The organism is Micromonospora sp. IBHARD004 (assembly GCF_052814115.1).
This window is the reverse complement of record NZ_CP199934.1, coordinates 2,563,389-2,586,631: the sequence shown is the minus strand read 5'-3', so window position 1 is coordinate 2,586,631 and position 23,243 is coordinate 2,563,389. Positions and strand designations below refer to the sequence as shown.

Genomic DNA, 23,243 nt, shown 5'->3' with positions numbered 1-23,243 from the left:
GTCAATCTCCACCGTGGAGCGGGCCAGCTCAGCGGTCCGTGGCGAGCACCGCGTACCGCACCGAGTCCCACCAGCGGCCGCGGACGAACAGGTGCTCCCGGCTGACCCCCTCCGGCCGCAGCCCGGCCTTCTCCAGCACCCGCCGAGAGGCGATGTGGTCCGGACGGGTGGTGGCCTCGATCCGGTGCAGGCCCACCGCCCCGAACCCGAGGCGCAGCAGCAGGCGGGCGACCTCGGTGCCGAGGCCGAGCCCCCAGTGGTCGGGATGGAGCACGTACCCGATCTCACCCCGGCGGTGGGCCGGGCTCTCCACCGTCAGGGTGCCCAGGCCCACCAGCCGGTCGCCCGTCACGACGGCCAGCCGGTAGTGCCGGCGCGGCTCGCCCGCCGCCTCGCGCCGCCACGCCGGCACGGCCGCCCGGATGTCGTCGAGGGAGGGCGGCGCCTCGTCCAGCACCCACTCGGTGACGCGGGGGTCATTGCTGAGCGCGTGCAGGGCCTCGGCGTCGTCGTCCCGCCACTCCCGCAGGGCGCACCGGCCGCCCGCCAGTTCGACCGGACGGACGGAGCTCAACTCGGTCATCGGTACTCCTCTCGTAGGCTGGCGGCATGATCACTGCCGACCAGGTGCTGACGGGTCGGGACGCCCTCCTGGCCGCCACCGGACACCACCCGTACGCCCGGCACGCGCTCTGGCACGACCCTGAGGCCCGCGGCTGGCGACGGGACGGGGCGGTGGGCTGGCTGCTGCCGCCGGAGCAGGGGCCGGCCGGCGGCGCGCTCGGCGCCCCCGGCCCGGCGCTGGACGTCTTCGCCGGCCTGGTGGCCGACGGGGTGCTGCGTGAGGGTCAGTGGCTGCACCTGCCGCGGGCCGACCGGGACGAGGTGACGGCCCGGCTGACCGTGGCCCGGCTGGACGAGTGGGACTTCCTCTGGACCACCGCTGCACCGCCGCGCCAGCCGGCGGAGGAGCGGGTGGTCCGCCTCACCGAGGCCGACCACCCGGCCCTCGCGGCGCTGATCGAGGAGTCCTTCCCGACCACCACCTCCCGTCCGGGCGACCCGCGGATCGTCGACTGGTACGGCATCCGGGACGGGGACCGCCTGGTGGCGTGCGGGGCGGACCGCAGCCGGGGCGACGTCGGGTTCCTGGCCGGGTTGACCGTGGCGACCGACCGGCGGGGCCGAGGGCTCGGGGCGGCGCTGACCGCCGGGATGACCCGGGCCCTGGCCGCGCGATACGGCCTCGTCGCGCTCGGCGTCTACACGGACAACGTCGGCGCGATCCGGCTCTACCGCCGGCTCGGCTACACCGGCACCGAGCCGCGCAGTTCGGTCCACCTGGGCTGAGGGTGGGACAGCGGCGGACCCGGCCGTCGGGGCCCGCCGCTGGTCGGTCACCGGGCCCGGGCCGGCGTCCCCACGGCGTCGCCCGCCGGCGGCGGCACGACGGGGCCGGGACCGGCGAGGGTGTCGTCGGGACCGGTCGGCAGGCCGGTGACCGGTCCGTCGGCCGCCGCCGTGCCGGCCCGCCCGGCGCGCCAGGCCGGCAGGTAGAGCGGGGCGGCCAGGGCGAGCACCACCGCGCCGACGAACATGGCGGTGCTGACGCTGCTGCGGTCCGCCAGGGTGGTCAGGACGAGCCCGCCGAGCGCTCCGGCCGGTTGGGCCATCATCGAGTTCAGCGAGATCACGCTGGTCCGGTACGGCCCGTCGACCTGGCGGTGCAGCAGCCCCATGTGCAGCGGGTTGGAGGCGCCGTGCACGGTGTAGCAGGCCAGGTAGGCGATGAGCACCCCGACCGGGCCGGCGAAGACACCCATCCCGACCACCGTCACACCCTGCAGGATCCGCAGCAACGCGGCGCTGGGCGCGGCGCCCAGCCGGCGCAGCAGCAGCGGGGTCAGCGCGGCGCCCGCCGCGTTGGCGAGCCAGGCCACCGAGCTGGCCGGGCCGAGCAACGCCGCCGCCCGGTCGGCGTTCCCGACCACCTCGGCGAGGCGGACCGGCAGCAGCGACTCGAAGGTCACCATCCCGAAGCCCCAGAACAGCTCGACGCAGACCAGGGCGAGCAGCACCCGGGAGCGGCGCAGCAGTCCGACCGCCTGCCCGACCATCCGGGGCGCCTCGACCATCGAGGCCCGCAGCGCGCCCGCGCCCTTGGCCGGGCGGATCTCGACCAGCAGCATCAGCAGGACGATCAGGGCGACCGCCTGGAGGGCGATGGCCACCAGCACGGGCAGGGTCAGCGCGCTGACCGGGCCGACCGGACCCAGCGCGACCAGGCCGCCGCTGAGCAGCGCGCCGGCGCCGATGGCGATGCCGATGACGGTGCCGGCGTGGCCGAGGCCGGGCTCGTACTCGGCCTTCGGGTCGGCGGCGAGGGTGGCGTCGACGTACCAGGACTCCAGTGGTCCGCTGTCCAGCGCCCGGTAGACGCCCTGCAGCGCCCAGGACAGGAAGAAGAGCCAGAACGAGTCGGCCACCGCGAAGATGGCCAGGGAGGCCAGGCAGACCACCCAGGCGGCAACGAGCACCGGCTTGCGGCCGAGTGCGTCGGCAAGCCCGCCGGTCGGCAGCTCCAGCGCGAGCACGATCAGACCCTGGGCGGTGCCGACCAGGCCGATCTGGGTGAGCGACAGGCCGCGTTCCTGCATCAGCAGGATCATCACCGGGATCATCAGGCCGGCGGGCAGCCAGCGCAGGCCGTAGAGGGTGAGGTAGCGGAACCGGACCTGGCGTACGGACAGCGCGCTCATCGCATCTCCTGGATCAACGGGTAGGCGGCGAGGAAGACCTGCACCGGCGCGGCGTCCGGCTCAGCGGGTTCTGATTCGGCGCGGTAGCGCTCCAGGACCTGCCACAGCTCCGCCTTCAGCCCCTCCAGGCGGTCCGGCGGGATCGTCATGAAGGTGTCTCCCATGCCAAGGGCGTCCCGCCAGGCGGGCGACCACTCGTGCTGCTCCGAGAACCACCGCTCCGCGTGCTCGACCAGCAGGCGCACCTGGTCGCCCTGGATCCACTCGATCGCGGCCCGGGCGTCGGGGTCGTCGTCGAAGTCGGTGGGCTCCCAGTTGGTGACGTCGTGCGCGGCCCGCCACCAGCGCTGCCGGCCGGTGCCCCGGTCGGGGTCCTCGACGACCAGCCCGACCTCGGCGAGCTGGCGGAGGTGGTAGCTGGTGGCGCCGGTGTTCGTGCCGAGCAGTTCGGCGAGGGCGGTGGCGGTGGCCGGGCCCTTCACGCGCAGGGCGCCGACGAGGCGCATGCGCAGCGGGTGAGCGAGCACCCGCACCTGGCGGTGGTCGATCCGCACCGCGCGGGGCTCGGGTCGGGTCCCCGGGTCGTCGTTCTCCATGCCTTGCACAATATCCGTGCACACTTCCTGTGCACAATAGTTGTGCATAAAAAGTGTGCGTGATCTGGCGACGGCGGCGAGGCGGGTCAGGAGGCGAGGAGTTCCCGGATCCCGCGCAGGCGGGTCCGCAGCAGGTTGGCGGCGCGGGTGGAGTCGAGGCGTACCTCGGTGGGGCGGTGCAGGCCGGAGGCGGCGCTGGTGGTGGTCTTCATCCCGGCCGGGTCGATGCCCTCCTGGCGGGCCACCAGCAGGCCCAGCTCGGCGCGGCTGACCGCGTCCGGGCCGGCCACGTTGAGCGGGCCGGCGTACCCCGAGGGCACCAGTTCGAGGACGGCGGCAGCCACGTCGACCACATCGACCGGGCAGCGGAGCTCGTCGGTGAACAGGGTGGCCCGGCCGGCCAGCGCGTCGCGGCAGAGCTGGATCTGCTTGCTCCCCTCCCCCACGATCAGCGAGGTCCGGACCAGCACGGCCCTCGGGTCGATCGCCCGCACCGCGGTTTCCGCCGCCGCCTTCGCCGCCCCGTACGGGAAGACCGGACTGGGCGGCTCGTCGTCGAGGTAGGGCGACGGTCGGCCGCCGTGCAGCGCGTCGCTGGAGAGGTGCACCAGCCGGGCGCCCACCTCGGCGGCGGCGACCGCGATGTGCGCCGCCCCGTCGGCGGTGACCGCCCAGTCGTCGTACCGGTAGGGGGTGCCGACGACGGCGTCGGGGCGTACCGCGGTGACCAGCGCGCGCACGGCGGACCGGTCGGTGACGTCGAGCCGGCGCGCCTCGACGCCCGGCACCGCGACGGCGGCCGAGTGGTACGTCCCCACCACCCGCTCCCCCGCGGCCACCGCCTGCCGGCAGATCTCCGCGCCGAGGAAGCCGCTGGCCCCCACCACGAGCAGTGTCATTCGCATCCCCGTTCCCTGAAACGATCGAGAGGTCCGCATCATCATGACGCGGACCTCTCGATCAGGTGGGGACGGCTCAGGTGGGGTCGGCGACTGGCGCCACCGGGCCGGCGGTGCCGGCGTGCACCCCGGTCGGGGCCTTCGGCTTGGCGTCGATGCCGGCCTCGGCGCGCTGCTGCGCGGTGATCGGCGTCGGCGCGCCGGTCAGCGGGTCGAAGCCGCCCCGGGTCTTCGGGAAGGCGATGACCTCGCGGATCGAGTCGGCGCCGGAGAGCAGCATGCAGACCCGGTCCCAGCCGAACGCGATGCCGCCGTGCGGCGGGGCGCCGTACCTGAACGCCTCCAGCAGGAAGCCGAACTTGTCCTGCGCCTCCTCCGGGGTGATGCCGAGCAGGTCGAAGACCCGCTTCTGCACGTCGCCCCGGTGGATACGGATGGAGCCGCCGCCGATCTCGTTGCCGTTGCAGACGATGTCGTACGCGTACGCCAGCGCCCGGTCCGGTGCCTCCTCGAACTTGTCGACCCACTCCGCGTTCGGCGAGGTGAAGGGGTGGTGCACGGCCGTCCAGCCGCCCTCGTCGGTGCGCTCGAACATGGGCGCGTCGACCACCCAGCAGAACGCCCAGGCGCTCTCGTCGATCAGGCCGGCCCGCTTGGCGATCTCGATCCGGGCCGCGCCGAGCAGCTCCTGCGCCTCCCGGGTGTTGGTGCTGGCGGCGAAGAAGACCGCGTCGCCCGGCTTCGCGCCGACCGCGTCGGCGAGCCCGCCCAGGTGCTCGGCGGAGAGGTTCTTCGCCACCGGGCCGCGCGCCTCGCCGGTCTCGGCGTCGAGCACCACGTACGCCAGGCCGCGCGCGCCGCGCGCCTTGGCCCAGTCCTGCCAGCCGTCCAGCTCCTTGCGGCTCTGGCCGGCGCCGCCCGGCATGACCACCGCGCCGACGTAGCCGCCCGCGTCGATCGCGCCGGCGAAGACCCGGAACTCGGTGCCGCGCAGGTAGTCGGTCAGCTCGGTCAGCTCGACGCCGTAGCGCAGGTCCGGCTTGTCCGAGCCGTACCGGGCCATCGCGTCGTGCCAGGTGATCCGCGGGATCGGCCGGGAGATCTCGTGGCCGGCCAGGTCCTTCCAGAGCGCCGAGACGATCGCCTCGCCGAGGTCGATCACGTCGTCCTCGGTGACGAAGGACATCTCGATGTCGAGCTGGGTGAACTCGGGCTGCCGGTCGGCCCGGAAGTCCTCGTCCCGGTAGCAGCGGGCGATCTGGTAGTACCGCTCCATGCCGCCGACCATGAGCAGCTGCTTGAACAGCTGCGGCGACTGCGGCAGGGCGTACCAGCTGCCCGGCTGGAGGCGGACCGGGACCAGGAAGTCGCGGGCGCCCTCCGGGGTGGAGCGGGTCAGCGTCGGGGTCTCGATCTCGAGGAAGTCGCGCTCGTGCAGCACGCCCCGGGCGAGCTGGTTGGCCCGCGAGCGCAGCCGCATCGCGTTCGCCGGGCCGCTGCGGCGCAGGTCCAGGTAGCGGTACTTGAGCCGGATGTCGTCGCCGGCCTCGATCTGGTCGTCCACCGGCAGCGGCAGCGGGGCCGCCTCGGAGAGCACCTCCAGCTCGGTGGCGGTCACCTCGACCTCGCCGGTGGGCAGCTCCGGGTTCGCGTTGCCGGCGGGGCGGTCGGTCACCTCGCCGGTGACCTTCACGCAGAACTCGTTGCGCAGCGCGTGCGCGTCCTCCTCGCGGAAGACCACCTGGACCACGCCGGAGCCGTCGCGCAGGTCGACGAAGATGACACCGCCGTGGTCGCGCCGGCGGGCCACCCACCCGGCGAGCGTCACCGTCGAGCCAGCGTCCGCGGCGCGCAGGCTTCCGGCATTGTGGGTACGGATCACGGCAGGCAACTCCTCGTCGTGGAACAGTCGTCACCCGCATTCTGTCAGGGGCGCCCGCCCTCCCTCCGGGCACCCGCAGGGACGGCCGATCCGGATCGCGGCGGCTCCGGCGATCGCCGGCCGGCGGACCGGTCGGGCGGCTACCGTGGCCGCATGCGTGCGGTACCGACGTGGGCCGTGACGACGGCCGCGGCGGCGCCCGTCCTGCTGGTGGGCGGTTGGACGGTCGCGGGCTCCCGGCAGCCCGGCGGCTACGACCCGGTGCGGGACACCATCAGCGAACTCGCGGGCCAGGGCGCGACGGACTCCTGGATCATGATCGGTTGTCTCGTCCTGCTCGGCTGCTGCTACCTGGCGACCGCCGCCGTGCTGCACGCCGCCGGACTCCCCAGCCGGTTCCTGCTCGCCGTCGGCGGGGTCGCCACCATCGCGCTGGTCGCCTTCCCGCGGCCGAAGGTCGGGGGCTCCCTCGGCCACGGCACCGTGGCGACGGTCGCCGTCCTCGCCCTGGTGCTCTGGCCGGCCGGATCGGCACTGTGGTTGCCCCGCAACGGGGATGCCGGCCACCCGGCCCGCGCGGAGCCGCCCTGGGCGTTCCGGCGGGCGGTGGCACTGACCGTCACCGCGCTGCTGCTGGGGCTGTTCGGCTGGTTCACCTTCGAGGTGACCGGGGGCTCCCGCACCGGCCTGGCCGAGCGGGTGGCGGCGGTGGCGGTCGCGCTGTGGCCGCTGCTCGCGGTGCTCTCCGCGCGGCGGGCGCACCTGAGCCGGCACACCACCTACGTTCCGCCGATCAGTCCGGATCGGCCGGGAGCAGGTGGTTTACCCGGACCGGTTCCTCGGCGAGCACCCGGGCCCGCTCCTCGATCGCCTGGTCCGCCCCGGTGAGCCGGCCGCCGTGTTGGCGCAGGTGCTCCTCCCGGGACGGCACCTGGTAGACCTCGACGAAGCCGTGCGGCCGCTCCCCCCGCCCGGAACAGTCCCCACCGCATCGCCCCGGTACGCCGGCGGGACCGGCCGACCGCCCGCATCGCCGCGACGAAGTCGGCCTGCCGCTCCGGCGGCACGGTGTAGGAGACGGCCGCCAGCACCAGCACCGGCCCGGTCCGCGGCTGCGCTTCCAGGGCGAGGTGCGGTTCGGGCCAGTAGATCGCCGGGTCGCGGTTGACCCCCCGGGTCTCCCGCAGCAGCCAGACGAGGACGCTCAGCGCGCTGACCGCCATCACCGCCCCGGCCGCGACGAGCGCCACCATCAGGCTGGTCAGCGCCAGCAGCAGCACGGGCAGACGCACCGGAGCGGGCCGCCGGTCACCCGGCGACCCGCTCGCGGCTGATCGGTCAGTAGACGCTGACGCCGTAGACGCTCAGCGCCTCGGTCACCGGCTGGAAGTAGGTGGTGCCGCCGGAGGAGCAGTTGCCGCTGCCGCCGGAGGTCAGACCGAGCGCGGTGTTGCCGGCAAAGAGCGAGCCGCCGCTGTCACCCGGCTCGGCGCAGACGGTGGTGCGGATCAGGCCGGAGACGCTGCCCTCGGCGTAGTTGACGGTGGCGTTGAGCGCGGTGACGGAGCCGCCGTGGACGCCGGTGGTGCTGCCGGAGCGCGACACCGACTGGCCGACGTAGGCGTTGCCGGCGCCGGTGATGTCACGCGAGGTGCCGTTGTAGAGGTAGACGGTGCCGGGGTGCGTCAGGCTGGTGTTGCTGTACCGGACGATGCCGTAGTCGTTGCCCGGGAAGCTGGTGCCGGCGCGCGGGCCGATGTAGGTCGTCTGGCTGGAGTTGGTGTACCAGCTCGCCGAGATGTTGGTGCAGTGCCCGGCGGTCAGGAAGTAGTAGGTGCCGGCGCTGTTGCGCACGTTGAAGCCGAGCGAGCAGCGGCCACCGCCCCCGGCGTAGATCGCCTGCCCGCCGTTGATCCGGGTGCTCAGCACGCCGGCCTCGGCCTCGATCCGGACGGCGCCTCCGGTGCGGGCTGCCGCGGCCTTGACCTTGTCCAGCTTCGCACCGGTGACGGTGCTGTCGACGGAGACCACGACCTGGTTGGTGGCCGGGTCGGTCCACCAGGCGGTGCCCGGAATCTTCGCGGACCGCTCCAGCTCGGCGGCGGCCCGGTTCAGCACAGCGGCGCCGCGGGCGACGAGCTTCGGGGTCGCGCCGGCGGCGCGGACCTCGCGGGCGGCGGCGTCGTCGGTAACGGCGACGACCATCCTGCCGCTGGCGTCGGCGTACGTGCCGGCGGCGCGGTCGCCGAGCCGAGTGGCCAGGTTGGCCGCGGCGTCGGGGGAAGCGGGCGAGGAGGGTGCCGCCTGGGCGGGCACGCCGAGCAGCGAGCCGGCTACCAGGGTTCCGGCGACGGCGACGGTGACGGCGCGACGGAGCGATGACCTCGTGGGTCGCATGAACAGCCTCCCGGATGGGGGATGGGGGGCCAACTCGTGGCGAGGGCCCTGGACCAACCCGGCCTAGCTGGGGGAACCGGCCGGGCTGAGTGAAGTATTCACATGTTTAAGATCCTATGCAAGACCATGGTTTGCCCGAATTCACCCGGCGGCCACAGGTAACTGCTCCGCAACATTGTGGACACAGACCGCCATCTATACCATCCGGTCACCGTCGCATTCCCGGCACCCGTGATCCGGAGGCCCCGATGACCATCCCCCGACGTGTGCTGGCCACCCTGGCCAGCCTGACCGCCCTCGTCCTGCTCGCCGCCAGCCCGGCTGCCGCCGCCACCACCCCACCCCCCAACTCGATGGCCAGCCTCGGCGACTCCATCACCCGCGGCTTCAACGCCTGCGGCTGGTACGTCGACTGCACCTCGCGGTCGTTCAGCACCGGTGACTACTCCACCGTGAACAGTCACTACCTGCGCATCCGCGCCGTCAACGCGAACATCCAGGGCCGCAACCACAACGACGCCCGCAGCGGCGCGAAGTCCGCCGACATGTACGGCCAGGCCGGCACCGCGGTCAGCCAGGGGGTCGAGTACGTCACCATGCTCATCGGCGCCAACGACGCCTGCACCAGCTCGGAATCGACCATGACCTCGGTGGCCACGTTCCGGGCCAACGTCGACAGCGCGCTCAACCGCCTCAAGGCCGGGCTGCCCAACGCCCGGGTGGCGGTGATCAGCGTGCCCGACATCCACCGGCTCTGGTACATCGGCAAGAGCAACTTCAGCGCGCTCAGCGCCTGGTCGACCTTCGGCATCTGCCAGTCGATGCTGGCCAACGCCACGTCCACCGCCCAGGCCGACGTCGACCGCCGGGCCCGGGTCCGGCAGCGGGTGATCGACTACAACAGCCAGCTCGCCCAGGCCTGCACCGCGTACGGCGCGAACTGCGACTTCGACGGCAACGCGGTGTTCAACTACCCGTTCGTGCTCAGCCAGGTCTCCGGCTGGGACTACTTCCACCCCAACACCAGCGGTCAGGCGGTGCTCGCCAGCGTCTCGTACGCCAACGGCTTCGGCTGGTAGTCCCTCCCCACGGCGCGCGGGCGGTCCGCCGCCCGCGCCGGCCCGCGCCCGTTCCGGCGTGCCGGACGCGGACATCGGCGGTCAGTCGACCCGGCGGCGCGTCCCGGGGCCCGGCCTGGGCAGCACGTCGCGGGGGTCCGCCACCTCGTGCCCCTCGGCGCAGCGCAGCTCGGCGTGGACCTCGGCGCCGCAGTCCCGGTGCGTCACCCGAAGCGGCGAGCCCTCGGGGTCGGCGAGGTAGCGGTCGCCCCAGCCGAGCACGGCCACCAGCACCGGCCAGAGGTCGAGGCCCTTCTCGGTCAGCCGGTACTCGTGGCGTACCCGGCTGCCCGGTTCCTGGTACGGCTCCCGGCGCAGCACTCCTTGCTCGACCAGGGTGGCGAGCCGCTTGGTGAGCACCTGTCGGGGAATGCCGGTCCGCACCCGCATGTCGTCGAAGCGGCGGATGCCGTTGAAGACCTCGCGGAGCACGACCAGCGTCCAGCGCTCGCCGAGGATCGCCATCGCCCGGGCGATGGTGCAGTTCTCCACCGACCAGTCCAGTGCTGCGGGTCTCATGCCGACCAGGCTAGGTCTGATTGACAGACTCAGCAACGCGCTGCCAGGCTGAGTCCATGACTCAGACGCAGGACCCGACGCGCAGCCGTACCTTCTCCTGGTCCGATCCGGTCGCGGGCGCGGCGCACGTCGGCCGGCGTAGCGGTCTGGAGCTGCTCCGCGCGATGATCGCCGGCGAGCTGGCCGCGCCGCCGATCATGCACCTGATCGACATGGCCCGGATGGAGGCCGAGGAGGGCCGGGTCGCGGTGGAGCTGATGCCGCAGGAGTTCCACTACAACCCCCTCGGCACCGTCCACGGCGGAGTCATCTCCACCCTGCTGGACACAGCCGCCGGCTGCTCGGTGCACACCACCCTGCCCGCCGGCGTCGGCTACACCTCGCTCGATCTGAACGTGAAGTTCCTCCGCCCGGTGACGGTCGCCAGCGGCACCCTCCGCTGCGAGGGCGCCGTCCTCCAGCGCGGCCGTCGCACCGCCCTCGCCGAGGCGAGGCTCACCGACGCGCAGGGCCGCCTAATCGCCCACGCCACGTCGAGCTGCCTCCTCTTCCCCCTCGACCCCCCCGCCTGACCCCCTCCCCTCTCCGCCCGCCCCGCCCCCGCCCCCTCCCCCGCCGATCTTGCACTTGGGGCCCTCGGCACGGGCAGGATGCGGCTTTTGCCGGGGCACCAAGTGCAAGATCGCCGAAGCGGAGGCGGGGGTGGGCGGGGGGTGGGGTGGGGTCAGCGGAGGGTGGCGAGGCGGGCGGCGCGGGCGGCGCGCTTCTCCTCGAAGCGGGACGCGGCCTGCTCCAGGTCGTCGAGGTGGCGGGCGATCTGGTCGCGGGCGACCTCACCGTCGGGGTTCAGGCCGGCCACCGTGAAGACGTCCCACTGGCGCAGCACGGGGACGACCACCTCGTCGCGGTGCTGGCGCAGGTCGTAGATGCCGGCCAGGGCGATCGCCACGGACTTGCGGGCGAAGCCGTCGATGCCCACGCCGGGCATCTGGAAGTCGGCCAGCACGTCGGCCACGGCCCGCATCGCCTGGCTCGGGGCCAGCTCGAAGGCCGCGGCGAGCAGGTTGCGGTAGAAGACCATGTGCAGGTTCTCGTCGGCGGCGACCCGGGCCAGCAGCGCCTCGCAGGCCGGGTCGCCGGTCGCCCGGCCCGTGTTGCGGTGCGAGATCCGGGTGGCCAGCTCCTGGAACGAGACGTACGCCAGGGAGTGCAGCACCTCGTCGCCGTGCGCATTGACGTAGCCGGCGGACATGTGGGTCATCCGGGCGCGCTCCAGGGCCACCGGGTCGACCGCCCGGGTCACCGTCAGGTAGTCCCGGATCGCGGTACCGTGCCGCCCCTCCTCGGCGGTCCACCGGTGCACCCAGTTCCCCCACGCGCCGTCCCGGCCGAAGAGGGTGGCGATCTCGTGGTGGTACGAGGGCAGGTTGTCCTCGGTGAGCAGGTTGACGATCAGCGCCGTGCGGGCCACGTCGGGGATGGTGGAGTCGCTGTCCGCCCAGGCTTCCCCGCCGAGCGGGCCGTCGAAGGTGCGTCCCTCGCTCCACGGGACGTACTCGTGGGGGAACCACTCCTTCGCCATCGACAGGTGCCGGTCGAGGTTCTTCTCCACCACGGCTTCGAGTTCGAGGAGCAGGGCGGTCTGGCTCATCGGGCCGGTCATACGAATCTCCCTACGGTGGCGTAACTTACGCTACCGTAGGTCCTCTACCCCGTACGCGCCAGTAAGGAACTCAGCTGACCAGTGGTTTCAGATCCGCCCGGGGCGGCGTCCACTCCCCCGCCGCCGCGGCGACCTGCTCGCCGGAGCGGATGTCCTTCACCTCGTCGCCCTCGGCGCCCGGGAACCAGACGTACGGGATGCCCCGCCGCTCGGCGTACCGGATCTGCTTGCCGAACTTCGCCGCGCTCGGCGACACCTCGGTGGGAATGCCCCGGGAGCGCAGCGCCTCCGCGACCTTGTTGCTGGCCGGGCGCTCGTCCTCGCTGGTGACGGCGACCAGCACACAGGTCGGCACGCTGCGGGAGATGGAGAGCTCACCAGCGCCGAAGAGCAGCCCGAGCAGACGGCTCACCCCGATGGAGATGCCGACTCCGGGGTAGGTGGAGCCACCCGCGCTGACCAGATTGTCGTACCGACCGCCGGAGCAGATCGAGCCGAACCGCTCGTACCCCACCAGCTGGGTCTCGTAGACCGTGCCGGTGTAGTAGTCGAGGCCGCGGGCGATCCGCAGGTCGGCAACGCAGAGGCCCGGCGAGTGCGCTGCCGCGGTCTCCACCACGGCGGTCAGCTCCGCGATGCCCTCGTCGAGCAGCGGGTGACTGACCCCGAGCGCACGCACGGCGTCGGCGAAGGAGCCGTCCGGCGCGGAGATCTCGGCCAGGGCCAGGCACGCCTTGGCCTGCGCCTCACTCGCCCCGGCCGTCTCGGCCAGCAGCTCGGCCACCTTCGCCGGGCCGATCTTGTCGAGCTTGTCGACCGCGCGCAGCGCCGCCTCCGGGTCGGTGAGCCCGATGCCCCGGTAGAAGCCCTCGCAGACCTTGCGGTTGTTGACCTGGATCTTCACCGGCGGAATCGGCAGCGAGCGCAGCGCGTCACCGACCACGAGGGGCAGCTCCGCCTCGTAGTGGGCCGGCAGGGTGTCCCGGTCGACGATGTCGATGTCGGCCTGGAGGAACTCCCGGTAGCGACCCTCCTGTGGCCGCTCGCCCCGCCAGGCCTTCTGGATCTGGTAGCGGCGGAACGGGAACTGGAGCTTGCCGGCGTTCTCCAGCACGTAGCGGGCGAACGGCACGGTCAGGTCGAAGTGCAGGCCGAGCGCATCGTCGCCGGTCGCACCCTCCGGGTCGGCGTGCAGCCGGCGCAGGACGTAGACCTCCTTGGAGGTCTCCCCCTTGCGCAGCAGCTGGTCGAGCGGCTCGACCGACCGGGTTTCGATCGGGGCGAAGCCGTACAGCTCGAAGGTGCCGCGGATCCGGTCGAGGACGAACTGCTCGATCATCCGCTGCGCGGGCGTCCACTCCGGGAAGCCGGAGATGGGCGTGGGCTTGCTCATGGCGTACTCCTTGCGTCCCGCGCGGGCCGCGCGGGGAGGTCGTGGGTGCGGTGAGTCAGAGACCGCGGGTAGGTGCCGCCGGGCGCGCGCCGCCGGTGCCCGCCACCTCGAGGAGGTACGGGTTGCTCGCGCGCTCGCGGCCGATGGTGGTCGCGGGGCCGTGGCCGGGCAGGACGACGGTGTCGTCGGCCAGCGGGAGGACCTTCTCCCGCAGGCTGGACAGCATCCGGGGCATGCTGCCGCCCGGCAGGTCGGTGCGGCCGATCGAGCCGGCGAAGAGCACGTCACCGGAGAGGCAGATCTGCTCGGCCTCCCAGGGCGAGCCGGCGCCGGGCATCCGGAACAGCACCGACCCGCCGGTATGGCCGGGGGCGTGGTCGACGGTGATCTCCAACCCGGCCAGGGCCAGGGTCGCGCCGTCGGTCAGCTCGGCCACGTCGTCCGGCTCGGTGTACGGCAGCCGGCCGCCGAAGACCTGGGTGAGGTCCGCCGAGAGCGCCTTGGCCGGGTCGGCCAACAGCTCCCGGTCGTCGGGGTGGACGTAGGCGGGGATGCCGCGGGCACCGCAGACCGGCGCCACGGAGAAGGTGTGGTCCAGGTGGCCGTGGGTGAGCAGCACGGCGACCGGGTGCAGGCGGTGCTCGGCGAGCAGGGCGTCGAGCCGGTCGAGCACCCCGATGCCGGGGTCGACCACCACGCACTGCTCCCCCGGCGCGGTCGCCACCACGTAGCAGTTGGTGCCGAAGGCGTCCGCGGGAAAGCCGGCCACGAGCACGTCCGCTCCCCTTCCGTCGAGTCGTCGTCTCCGCCCAGCAGCCTAGTCGGACGGGCGAGCGCATTGTTCCGACCCAGCGGTCCCAGCCGTCCCGGTGGGCACAGTGATGTACCCCGATAAACCGAGGCTGGACCTCGTACACCACTTTCACAGCGGCTACCCGTACACTCTGGCGGGCGTGTGGCGTGGCGCACTTGCCGCCCGACGGGCGGATGGCGCCCGGACGCCGGCGACGACCAGGGTAAAGGAAGGGGAGCACGGGTGGCTTCCAGCAGGGACCGGCAGCGCAAACTGGCGCGGGCCAAGCTCGACCGGCAGCTCGCCCGGCGGGCCTCGGCCGCGAAGCGCCGCCGGCAGATCCAGGCCGGCGTGGGCGCCGCCGTCGTGCTCGCGCTGATCGTGGTCGGGTCGGCCTGGGCGCTGGGCGCGTTCGACGCGAAGCCGGAGAAGAAGGCCGCCGAGGACGTCTGCGTGTGGACCCCGCAGGACGCCAGCGCGAACGCCAACCTCAAGGACGTGGGCACCCCGGCCACCACCGGGCTGCCGACCTCCGGCACCCGGGCCATGACGATCACCACGAACCAGGGCGCCCCGATCACCGCCCAGCTCGACCTGGCCGCCGCCCCGTGCGCCGGGGCGAGCATCGCCCACCTGGCCGGCAGGTCGTTCTACGACAACACCAAGTGCCACGAGATCACCGCCGAGGGCGCGCTGCGCTGCGGCGACCCGAGCGGCACCGGCATCGGCGGCCCCGCGTACTCGTTCTACGACGAGAACCTGCCCACCCCGGCGCCGAGCGCGTCCGGCAAGCCGGCCGCCGGGCAGCCCCCGGCATACCCGAAGGGCACGGTCGCCATGATCGCGAACCCGCCGGGCAGCAACGGCAGCCAGTTCCTCGTCTTCTTCAAGGACTTCAACCCGGCCAAGCCGGCCTACCCGGTCATCGGCAAGGTCACCGGCGGGCTGGACGTGGTGGAGAAGATCGGTGCCCTGCCGACCGTGGACAATGGGAGCGGGGCCAAGGTCAAGCCGAAGACCGACGTGGTGATCCAGAGCCTCACGGTCGGCGAGCCGACCACCGGACCGGCCGCCACCAGCGCGCCCACGGCCAGCCCCAGCGCCGGCTGACCCGGCCGCCCACCCACCGCAGCGGCACCGTCCGCGCCCGAGAAGTTTCGTAAGGAGTGACCGTGACGTCCACGAGAGAGCGGCAGCGCGCGGCGGCGCGGGCCCGACTCGAGCGGGAGATGGCCGAGCGCGCGGCCCGCGCCCGCAAGCGCCGGCAGACGCAGGCGATCGTCGGGGCCGGTGCGGTCCTGCTGCTGGTGGTCGCCGGCACCGTCTGGCTGGCCACCGCCCTCGGTGGCGACGACGACAAGAAGCAGACCGCCACGTCGGCGGGTGCCGCCCAGTGCGCCTACACCGAGGTCCCCAAGGAGGGGCGCACCAAGCAGATCAAGGACGTCGGGCTGCCCGGCGGCCAGCAGAAGAACACCGGCACCCAGACCATGACGATCGACACCAACCTGGGACCGATCACCGCGAAGATCGACCGGGCGGCCGTGCCCTGCACCGCGGGCAGCTTCACCCACCTGGCCAGCAAGGGCTTCTTCGACAACACCAAGTGCCACCGACTGGTCACCGAGGGCATCAAGGTGCTCCAGTGCGGCGACCCGAGCGCGACCGGCAAGGGCTGGCGCGAGACCGACGGCACCGGCGGCCCGAGCTACAACCTGGCCGAGGAGAACCTGCCGACCGACAAGCGCCCGCCGTACCCGGAGGGCGTCATCGCGATGGCCAACTCCGGCCAGCCGGGCAGCACCGGCAGCCAGTTCTTCATCGTGTTCGGCGACTCGCAGCTCGACCCGAACTACACCGTGCTGGGCACCATCACCGGCGGCATGGACGTGGTCAAGCAGGTCGCGGCGGCCGGTGACGACAAGGCCTTCGCGCAGCAGGCCGGCGGCGGCCACCCGAAGAAGGAAATCGTCATCAACAAGCTGGCGATGAGCGACATCCAGGGCTGAGCCCGCCCGTACGACGACGAAGCGCCCGCCGGCTCCAGCCGGCGGGCGCTTTCGTGTGCGTGCCTCAGGCGCCCGAGGTGACCCGGTACGCGTCGAAGACGCCGTCGACCTTCCGCACCGCGGCCAGCAGGTGGCCCAGGTGCTTCGGGTCGGCCATCTCGAAGCTGAACCGGCTCACCGCCACCCGGTCCCGGGTGGTGGTGACGGTGGCGGAGAGGATGTTCACCCGCTCCTCCGACAGCACCCGGGTGACGTCGGCGAGCAGCTTGTGCCGGTCCAGCGCCTCGACCTGGATGGCGACGAGGAAGGTGGAGGCGGAGGTGAGCTTCCAGCTGACCTCGACCACCCGTTCGCTCTGCGCCCGCAGGTCCTCGGCGTTGGCGCAGTCGTCCCGGTGCACGCTCACCCCGCCGGAGCGGGTGACGAAGCCGAAGACCGCGTCCGGCGGCACCGGGGTGCAGCAGCGGGCCAGCTTGATCCAGACGTCGCTGACGCCCCGCACCACGACGCCCGGGTCGCTGCTGCTCTGCCGGCTGCGCGGGGGCCGGGTGGCGACGGCGGTCTCGGCGATGTCCTCCGCCGCGCCCTCCTCGCCGCCGTACGTGGCCATCAGCTTCTGCACGACCGACTGGGCGGAGACCTGGCTGTCGCCGACCGCCGCGTAGAGCGAGGCGACGTCGGCCAGGTGCAGGTCCCGGGCGATCGCCATCAGCGCGTCCGAGGTGAGCATCCGCTGCAACGGCATGCCCTGCTTGCGCATCGCCTTGACGATCGAGTCCTTGCCGGCCTCGATCGCCTCCTCGCGCCGCTCTTTGTTGAAGTACTGGCGGATCTTCGTCCGCGCCCGGGGGCTCTTGACGAAGCCCAACCAGTCCTGCGTCGGGCCGGCCGTGTCCGACTTCGAGGTGAAGATCTCGATCACGTCGCCGTTGGAGAGCGTCGACTCCAGCGGCACCAGCTTGCCGTTGACCCGGGCGCCGATGCATTTGTGCCCGACCTCGGTGTGCACCGCGTACGCGAAGTCCACCGGCGTCGACCCGGTCGGCAGCGGGATGACGTCACCCTTCGGGGTGAAGACGTACACCTCCTGGCTGGACAGGTCGAAGCGGAGCGCGTCGAGGAACTCGCTCGGGTCGGCCGCCTCCCGCTGCCAGTCCAGCAGCTGGCGCAGCCAGGTCATCTCGTCGATGTGTGCCGGCGGGCCGACGATCTGGGTGCCCTTGTGCTCCTTGTACTTCCAGTGCGCGGCGATGCCGAACTCGGCGGTGCGGTGCATCGCGTACGTGCGGATCTGCATCTCCACCGGCTTGCCGGTGGGCCCGATGACCGTCGTGTGCAACGACTGGTACATGTTGAACTTGGGCATCGCGATGTAGTCCTTGAACCGGCCCGGCACCGGCTGCCAGTTGGCGTGGATGACACCCAGCGCCGCGTAGCAGTCCCGCACCGTGTCGACCAGGATCCGCACCCCGACCAGGTCGTAGATGTCGTTGAAGTCGCGACCCCGCACCATCATCTTCTGGTAGATCGAGTAGAGGTGCTTCGGCCGGCCGGTGGTCTCCGCCTTGATCTTGGCAGCCTTCAGGTCGGTCGACACCTTCTGGGTCACCTGACGCAGCAGCGCCTCCCGCTGCGGCTGGTGCTCCCCGATCAGCCGGTTGATCTCCTCGTACCGCTTCGGGAAGAGGGTGCCGAAGGCGAGATCCTCGAGCTCCCACTTGAGGGTGTTCATACCGAGGCGGTGCGCGAGGGGAGCCAGGATCTCCAGCGTCTCCTTCGCCTTCTGCTCCTGCTTGGGGCGGGGCAGGAAGGTGAGGGTACGCATGTTGTGCAGCCGGTCGGCCAGCTTGATCACCAGCACCCGCGGGTCCTTGGCCATCGCCACGACCATCTTGCGGATCGTCTCCGCCTTGGCGGCGTCACCCAGCTTGACCTTGTCCAGCTTCGTCACGCCGTCGACCAGGAGGGTCACCTCCGGGCCGAAGTCCGCCCGCATCTGGTCGAGGGTGTACTCGGTGTCCTCGATGGTGTCGTGCAGCAGCGCGGCGACCAGCGTGGTGGTGTCCATCCCCAGGTTGCCCAGGATGGTCGCCACCGCAAGCGGGTGGGTGATGTACGGGTCACCGGACTTGCGGTACTGACCGGAGTGCCAGCGCGCCGCGGTGTCGAACGCGCGCTGCAGCAGCCGGGCGTCGGCCTTGGGGTGGTTCTCCCGGTGGGTGGCGATCAGCGGTTCGAGCACCTCGCTGACCTGCGAGGTCTGCCAGGGCGCGTTGAACCGGGCCAGCCGGGCGCGGACCCGCCGGCCGGTGGGCGCGTTGGACAGCGCGAAACCACCGCTCGGCGTGGGATCGACCGAGCCGTCGGTCGGGAACGGCACCACGACCGCGCCGGCGGGCGACGTGCCGTCGTCCGTGCCGGCGTCGGGGGCGACGCCGCTGCCAGAGCCCGTCACCCGGGCCGGCGGGTTGCCGCTCCGCTCGGTCACCGAGCCGTCCGCGTCGCCTGTCGGGTGCACCGTGCCCTCCACCGGAGGGACGACATCGTGGGACACCGGCCTCCTCACCGCTCGCCGGGATGCGCCGACCGTACGGCCGACGTTCGTATCAACCGGCTGTGGGGCCGGTGTTGTTCCGCGCCGGCCCGCGGCCGGCGGTCTTCCCGCCGCAGGACGGTCGCCCGCCCGGTCAGCAAAGGGCAATGCTACCCGTACGCAGGGTGCCCCGCCGCTCCGCCGGACGGTCCGCGCGGGCTTGGCCCGACGGCCGCGGCATCAAACGGTCAGCAGGGCATGGACCGGACGCGGGGCCAGCCGCTCCCGCCCCTTCAGGAAGCTCAGCTCCAACAGCACGGTGAAGCCGGCGACGGTGCCACCGGCCCGCTCGACCAGGTCGAGGGTGGCCTCGGCGGTGCCGCCGGTGGCGAGCACGTCGTCGACGACCAGCACCCGGTGGCCGGCGGTGAAGGCGTCCTGGTGCACCTCCAGGGTCGCCTCGCCGTACTCCAGCGCGTAGGAGGCCGAGTACGCCGGGCGGGGCAGCTTGCCGGCCTTGCGCACCGGCACCACGCCGACCCCGGTCGCGTACGCGATGGCGGCGGCGATCACGAAGCCGCGCGCCTCGATGCCGACCACCGCGTCGAACGAGTCACGCCCGTGGTACCCGACGATCCCGTCGATCACCTCGCGGAACACGTCACCGTCGGCGAAGAGCGGCATCAGGTCCTTGAACATGACGCCGGGCTTCGGGAAGTCCGGCACGTCCAGCACCCGGCTGGCCACCAGCCGGGCGACCTCCGGGCCGCTGTCTCCCCGTACCGCCGTGCTGTGGGTCTCCGTCACGGTTGTCCCGCTTCCCTTCAAACGAGGACGGCGTCCGCCATGCTGCGCACAGCATGGCGGACGCCGTCAGGTCGATCGCTACCGGGTCCGGTGGAGCGGTCAGCGGCGCTTGGCGCCGCCCGGCCGGTTGCCCCCGGCGCCGGGACGACCGCCCCGCGCGCCGGTCGGGCGCTTGCTCACCGGTCGGGCGCCCACCTTCGGCGCCGAGCCGGCCAGCGCCGCCGTCTCCGGGTCGATGGCCTCCTCGCCGGCCTCGGCGGCGCGCGGCGCGCCCTTCGGGGTCAGCTCGCCCCGGGCGATGGCGCCCCGGCGGGCCAGCACCCGCTTGTTGTGCGCGCTGATCCGCGGGTCCTGGTTCTTCAGGAGCACCAGCAGCGGGGTGGCCAGCAGGATCGAGGTCAGGAACGCCACCGCCATACCGACGAAGAGCACCAGACCGAGGTCCTTCAGCGTGCCCGCGCCCAGCAGGCCGGCGCCGATGAAGAGCAGACCGCCGACCGGGAGCAGGGCGACCACCGACGTGTTCAGCGACCGCATCAGGCTCTGGTTCAGCGCCAGGTTGGCCGCCTCGCCGTAGGTCAGGTTGTTGTTCGCGGTGATGCCCCGGGTGTTCTCCTGGACCTTGTCGAAGACCACCACCACGTCGTACAACGCGAAGCCGAGGATGGTGAGGAAGCCGATGATCGTCGACGGGGTGACCTCGAAGCCGACCAGCGAGTAGATGCCGGCGGTGAGGAACAGGTTCATGAACAGCGAGCTGATCGCGGCGACGGCCATCCGCCACTCGAAGCGCAGGATCAGGTAGATCGCCACCACCGCGATGAAGAGCAGCAGGCCGAGCAGCGCGCGCTCGGTGACCTGGCTGCCCCACGCCTCGGAGACCTGATTGCCGCTGATCTGGCCGGGCTGGATGTCGAACCTCTCGGCGATCTCGCCCTTGACCGCGTTGGCCTGCTGCGGGCTGAGCTGCGTGGTGCGCATCTCGTAGTACTGGCCGCTGGTGCTGCCGACCTTCTGCGCGGTGACCACCTCGGCACCGCCGCCCTCGGCCTTGAGGGCGGCGTTGACCTGCTCCTCGGCCCCGTCCAGCGTGCCGACGCTGGCCGGCACCTGGAACGAGTTGCCGCCGGCGAACTCGATGCCCAGGCTGAAGCCGCGCACGGCGAAGCTGAGCACCGCGAGCAGCACCAGCCCGGCGGCGACGCCGAACCACAGCTTGCGCCGGCCGACGATGTTGAGATCGGCCTCGCCCCGGTACAGCCGGGACGCCAGACCACTCTTAGCCATCTCAGGCCTCCTTGACGCGCGGGTTGCGGGCGGTGCCCTGCTCGGTCGAACGGGCCGGCAGGGCCCGGCCGAGGCCGCTGACCCGCGGGGACAGGAACGCCCGGGTCCGGGCGAACATCGTCATGATCGGGTGACGGAAGAGGAAGACGACCAGCAGGTCGAGCACGGTCGCCAGGCCGAGGGCGAAGGCGAAGCCCTTCACCGTGCCGACCGAGACGATGTAGAGCACCACGGCGGACATCAGGGTGATGGCGTTCGCCGAGATGATCGTCCGGCGGGCCCGGATCCAGGCCCGCGGCACCGCGCTGCGCGGGCTGCGTCCCTCGCGGATCTCGTCCTTGAGGCGCTCGAAGTAGATGACGAACGAGTCCGCCGCCACGCCGAGCGAGACGATCATGCCGGCGATGCCGGCGAGGGTGAGGGTGAAGCCGATGGACCGGCCGAGCACCACCAGCGAGCCGAAGACCAGCAGCGCCGAGAGCACCAGGCTCAGGAAGATCACTGAACCGAGCAGCCGGTAGTAGAAGAACGAGTAGATGATGACCAGCAGCATGCCGATGCCGGCGGCGAGCAGACCGGCCCGGAGCTGGCTGTCGCCGAGGGTGGCGGTGACGTTCTGCTGCTCCTGCGGCACGAAGGTCACCGGCAGCGCGCCGTAGCGCAGCTGGCTGGCGAGCGCGTTCGCGGCCTTGTTGTCGAAGCTGCCGGTGATCTGGGAGTCACCGGTCAGCACGCCCTGGATCTCCGGCGAGGAGACGATCTGGTTGTCCAGGACGACCGCGACCCGGCACTTGCCGTCCTGCCCGATCGCGGTCTGGTCGCAGGCCTGGCCCTCGTTGTTGAACGCCTCGCGGGTCAGGTTGGTCCAGTGCTCCTGGCCCTTGCCGGTGAACTGGAGGCTGACCACCCAGGAGCTGGTCTGGTCGAGCTGGGCGGAGGCGTCCTTGACGTCGGTGCCGACCACCTTGGCCACGTCGAGCAGGTACTTCCCGCCGCTCTCGCAGGCGACTGCCTGCTGCTTCTCGTCCTTGATCGAGGCCGGCGGACGCTTGTCGAGCTGGGCGCAGGTGATGGTCGGGACGTTGAACTGCATGTCCACTGGCAGCACCGCGATCTCCTGCGGGGAGAGCGCGCCGAACGGCTTGAGCTTCTCGGCCAGCGACGGGTCGGCGGAGACGTCGGCCGGGGCCTTCAGGCCGCTGGCGGCGGCCCAGGCGGCCGGCCCGACCTTCTGCTCGACGGCCTTGCGCTGCTGCTCGACGCTCTGCGGCACCGGCGCGGCGCTGGCGCTCGGCGACGGCGAGGCGGCGCTCGGCGAGGCCGTCGGGGTCGGCGCGGCGGCGCTGGCGCTCGGCGTCGGGGCCATGCCGCCCTGCCCGCCGGCGCTCGGCGAGGCGGTGACCTTCGGGGCGCTCGCGGACGGCTTCGGGGCGGCGCTGCCGGACGGCTTCGGCGTCGCGCTGCCGGACGGCTTCGGCGTCGCGCTGCCGGCCGGGGCCGGGGTCGCGCTGGCGGTCGGGGCCGGGGCGGCGGTCGCGCCGCTGCCGTCGGTCGCCTTGAGCACCTTGCGGAAGCGCAGCTCGGCGGCGCTGCCGACGTCGGTCAGGTCCCGGTTCTCACCGGGCAGGGAGATGACGATGTTGCGGTTGCCCTCGGTGACCACCTCGGCCTCGGCCACGCCGTACGCGTTGACCCGGTTCTCGATGATCTGGCGCGCCTCTTCGAGGTTGGCGGCCGTCGGTGGCTTGCCGTCCACGCTGTTGGTGGCCTCGAGCGTCAGCCGGGTGCCGCCGATCAGGTCCAGGCCGAGCCGCGGCTCCAGCCGGTCCTTCCAGCCACCACTGGCGCCGCCCGAGAAGAACACCAAAAGATAGAGGACGACGAAGACGAGCCCGAGAACGGCGAGCTGCCGTCCGGGGCGCATCTGTCCCTGAGGTGGTGCCACGGCTGTCCTGTCTCCCTGTACGGTCGCGCCGCCGGCGCAGCGGCGACGAATGTCGGACCGGGGGTGTCCGGCCGACTGCTCTGGCGGGTCGACGCCGCCGACCGACACGCCTCCGGGTCACGACGCGGCGGCGTCGGGGGAGTTTCCGCGTGTCGGCGTCGGGCGCCGACCCAACTATCCACTTTTCGGGATGAATCCGCTGCCCCGTCGGGGCGGTCGGTCACTCCTTGACGGCGTCGGCTTCCTCGGCCACCGGCTCGGTCGCCTCGGGGCGCTCGGCCCGGGTGGTCACCCGGGCGATGGCCGGGCGGGCGTACCGGGTCTGCACGCCCGGAGCGACCTCGAGCAGGACGGTGTCGTCGTCCACCTCGGTCACCGTGCCGTAGAGACCGCCGATGGTGACCACCTCGTCGCCCGCGGAGAGAGCGGACTGCATCTGCTCGGCCTCGCGCCGGCGCTTCTGCTGGGGGCGGATCATCATGAAGTACATGACGCCGAAGAGCAGAGCGATCATGAGGATCGGCGTCAGACCGCCGGCTCCTCCGCCACCCGCTGCTAGGTAAAGCACGGTTGTCGACCTTCCCATTGGCCCCCGCGCCTGGCCCGAGGGCGCCGGAGCGGAGGCGGATTCTCACATCCTGTA

Annotated in this window: 22 protein-coding genes; 6 read left to right on the top strand and 16 right to left on the bottom strand. The window is 72.4% G+C overall.

All coding sequences use genetic code 11. The annotated features are described in order from the left end of the window. Nucleotides 1-28 precede the first annotated feature (28 nt). Nucleotides 29-583, bottom strand: coding sequence for a GNAT family N-acetyltransferase (locus tag ACTWO6_RS12560; RefSeq protein WP_446219807.1), 555 nt, complete (start codon nt 581-583; stop codon nt 29-31). A gap of 26 nt (nt 584-609) precedes the next feature. Between ACTWO6_RS12560 and ACTWO6_RS12555 the strand changes: the two genes are divergently transcribed. After that, on the top strand, nt 610-1,350 hold the full coding sequence (locus ACTWO6_RS12555; protein WP_446219806.1) for a GNAT family N-acetyltransferase: 741 nt from the start codon (nt 610-612) through the stop codon (nt 1,348-1,350). Between the two features lie 47 nt (nt 1,351-1,397). On the opposite strand, the gene ACTWO6_RS12550 is transcribed toward ACTWO6_RS12555, so the two are convergent. The 4 genes from ACTWO6_RS12550 to aspS all read right to left on the bottom strand — a co-directional run bounded on the left by ACTWO6_RS12550 (nt 1,398) and on the right by aspS (nt 6,136). After that, nucleotides 1,398-2,759 carry an MFS transporter gene (locus ACTWO6_RS12550; protein ID WP_446219805.1) on the bottom strand — a complete coding sequence of 454 codons (1,362 nt, stop codon included), beginning with the start codon at nt 2,757-2,759 and terminating at the stop codon, nt 1,398-1,400. Then, nucleotides 2,756-3,355 (bottom strand): ArsR/SmtB family transcription factor, encoded by a 600-nt coding sequence (locus ACTWO6_RS12545; RefSeq protein WP_446219804.1) that lies wholly within the window; start codon nt 3,353-3,355, stop codon nt 2,756-2,758. The genes ACTWO6_RS12550 and ACTWO6_RS12545 overlap by 4 nt, the downstream gene beginning before the upstream one ends. Nucleotides 3,356-3,441: 86 nt before the next feature. Then, entirely contained in the window at nt 3,442-4,254 is an 813-nt protein-coding gene (locus ACTWO6_RS12540; RefSeq protein WP_446220639.1) for a sugar nucleotide-binding protein, read from the bottom strand. A 76-nt stretch (nt 4,255-4,330) separates the two neighbouring features. Then, the gene (aspS, locus tag ACTWO6_RS12535; protein ID WP_446219803.1) at nt 4,331-6,136 is read right to left on the bottom strand and encodes an aspartate--tRNA ligase; all 1,806 of its coding nucleotides are present in this window, start codon (nt 6,134-6,136) and stop codon (nt 4,331-4,333) included. A gap of 153 nt (nt 6,137-6,289) precedes the next feature. Here aspS and ACTWO6_RS12530 point away from each other — a divergent pair, with 153 nt between their 5' ends. Further along, nucleotides 6,290-7,024 carry a DUF998 domain-containing protein gene (locus ACTWO6_RS12530; protein ID WP_446219802.1) on the top strand — a complete coding sequence of 245 codons (735 nt, stop codon included), beginning with the start codon at nt 6,290-6,292 and terminating at the stop codon, nt 7,022-7,024. Here the strand turns inward: ACTWO6_RS12530 and ACTWO6_RS12525 are convergent. Together ACTWO6_RS12525 and ACTWO6_RS12520 are read right to left on the bottom strand one after the other, a co-directional pair. Continuing rightward, nucleotides 6,916-7,359 (bottom strand): MFS transporter, encoded by a 444-nt coding sequence (locus tag ACTWO6_RS12525; RefSeq protein WP_446220638.1) that lies wholly within the window; start codon nt 7,357-7,359, stop codon nt 6,916-6,918. The genes ACTWO6_RS12530 and ACTWO6_RS12525 overlap by 109 nt on opposite strands. A 115-nt stretch (nt 7,360-7,474) precedes the next feature. Beyond that, nucleotides 7,475-8,533 carry a S1 family peptidase gene (locus ACTWO6_RS12520; RefSeq protein ID WP_446219801.1) on the bottom strand — a complete coding sequence of 353 codons (1,059 nt, stop codon included), beginning with the start codon at nt 8,531-8,533 and terminating at the stop codon, nt 7,475-7,477. Nucleotides 8,534-8,781: 248 nt separating this feature from the next. Between ACTWO6_RS12520 and ACTWO6_RS12515 the strand changes: the two genes are divergently transcribed. Next, a complete protein-coding gene (locus ACTWO6_RS12515) occupies nt 8,782-9,612 on the top strand; it encodes an SGNH/GDSL hydrolase family protein (protein WP_446219800.1) in 831 nt (276 codons plus the stop codon). An 81-nt stretch (nt 9,613-9,693) separates the two neighbouring features. Here ACTWO6_RS12515 and ACTWO6_RS12510 read toward each other — a convergent pair whose 3' ends face one another. Beyond that, complete coding sequence (locus ACTWO6_RS12510) at nt 9,694-10,170, bottom strand: winged helix-turn-helix transcriptional regulator (protein ID WP_446219799.1); 477 nt, start codon at nt 10,168-10,170, stop codon at nt 9,694-9,696. A 56-nt stretch (nt 10,171-10,226) separates the two neighbouring features. Between ACTWO6_RS12510 and ACTWO6_RS12505 the strand changes: the two genes are divergently transcribed. Then, nucleotides 10,227-10,742, top strand: coding sequence for a PaaI family thioesterase (locus ACTWO6_RS12505; protein WP_446219798.1), 516 nt, complete (start codon nt 10,227-10,229; stop codon nt 10,740-10,742). A 152-nt stretch (nt 10,743-10,894) separates the two neighbouring features. Here the strand turns inward: ACTWO6_RS12505 and ACTWO6_RS12500 are convergent, their stop codons facing one another. From ACTWO6_RS12500 to ACTWO6_RS12490, 3 genes are all read right to left on the bottom strand, one after another. Continuing rightward, a complete protein-coding gene (locus ACTWO6_RS12500) occupies nt 10,895-11,833 on the bottom strand; it encodes an acyl-ACP desaturase (RefSeq protein WP_446219797.1) in 939 nt (312 codons plus the stop codon). A gap of 70 nt (nt 11,834-11,903) precedes the next feature. Continuing rightward, the gene (gene hisS / locus ACTWO6_RS12495) at nt 11,904-13,226 is read right to left on the bottom strand and encodes a histidine--tRNA ligase (RefSeq protein WP_446219795.1); all 1,323 of its coding nucleotides are present in this window, start codon (nt 13,224-13,226) and stop codon (nt 11,904-11,906) included. Nucleotides 13,227-13,281: 55 nt separating this feature from the next. Continuing rightward, the gene (locus ACTWO6_RS12490; protein WP_446219794.1) at nt 13,282-14,001 is read right to left on the bottom strand and encodes an MBL fold metallo-hydrolase; all 720 of its coding nucleotides are present in this window, start codon (nt 13,999-14,001) and stop codon (nt 13,282-13,284) included. A 261-nt stretch (nt 14,002-14,262) separates the two neighbouring features. Here ACTWO6_RS12490 and ACTWO6_RS12485 point away from each other — a divergent pair, with 261 nt between their 5' ends. Continuing rightward, a complete protein-coding gene (locus ACTWO6_RS12485; RefSeq protein ID WP_446219793.1) occupies nt 14,263-15,129 on the top strand; it encodes a peptidylprolyl isomerase in 867 nt (288 codons plus the stop codon). 62 nt (nt 15,130-15,191) lie between these two features. Beyond that, complete coding sequence (locus ACTWO6_RS12480) at nt 15,192-16,028, top strand: peptidylprolyl isomerase (protein WP_446219792.1); 837 nt, start codon at nt 15,192-15,194, stop codon at nt 16,026-16,028. 64 nt (nt 16,029-16,092) lie between these two features. Here the strand turns inward: ACTWO6_RS12480 and ACTWO6_RS12475 are convergent, their stop codons facing one another. The 5 genes from ACTWO6_RS12475 to yajC form a co-directional block, all read right to left on the bottom strand. Further along, nucleotides 16,093-18,582 carry a RelA/SpoT family protein gene (locus tag ACTWO6_RS12475; RefSeq protein ID WP_446219791.1) on the bottom strand — a complete coding sequence of 830 codons (2,490 nt, stop codon included), beginning with the start codon at nt 18,580-18,582 and terminating at the stop codon, nt 16,093-16,095. Between the two features lie 219 nt (nt 18,583-18,801). Further along, nucleotides 18,802-19,368, bottom strand: coding sequence for an adenine phosphoribosyltransferase (locus tag ACTWO6_RS12470; RefSeq protein ID WP_446219790.1), 567 nt, complete (start codon nt 19,366-19,368; stop codon nt 18,802-18,804). A 99-nt stretch (nt 19,369-19,467) separates the two neighbouring features. Beyond that, nucleotides 19,468-20,655 (bottom strand): protein translocase subunit SecF, encoded by a 1,188-nt coding sequence (gene secF, locus ACTWO6_RS12465; protein WP_446219789.1) that lies wholly within the window; start codon nt 20,653-20,655, stop codon nt 19,468-19,470. 1 nt (nt 20,656) lies between these two features. Beyond that, nucleotides 20,657-22,600 carry a protein translocase subunit SecD gene (gene secD / locus ACTWO6_RS12460; RefSeq protein ID WP_446219788.1) on the bottom strand — a complete coding sequence of 648 codons (1,944 nt, stop codon included), beginning with the start codon at nt 22,598-22,600 and terminating at the stop codon, nt 20,657-20,659. Nucleotides 22,601-22,820: 220 nt separating this feature from the next. Continuing rightward, a complete protein-coding gene (gene yajC / locus ACTWO6_RS12455; protein ID WP_446219787.1) occupies nt 22,821-23,114 on the bottom strand; it encodes a preprotein translocase subunit YajC in 294 nt (97 codons plus the stop codon). Nucleotides 23,115-23,243 lie beyond the last annotated feature (129 nt).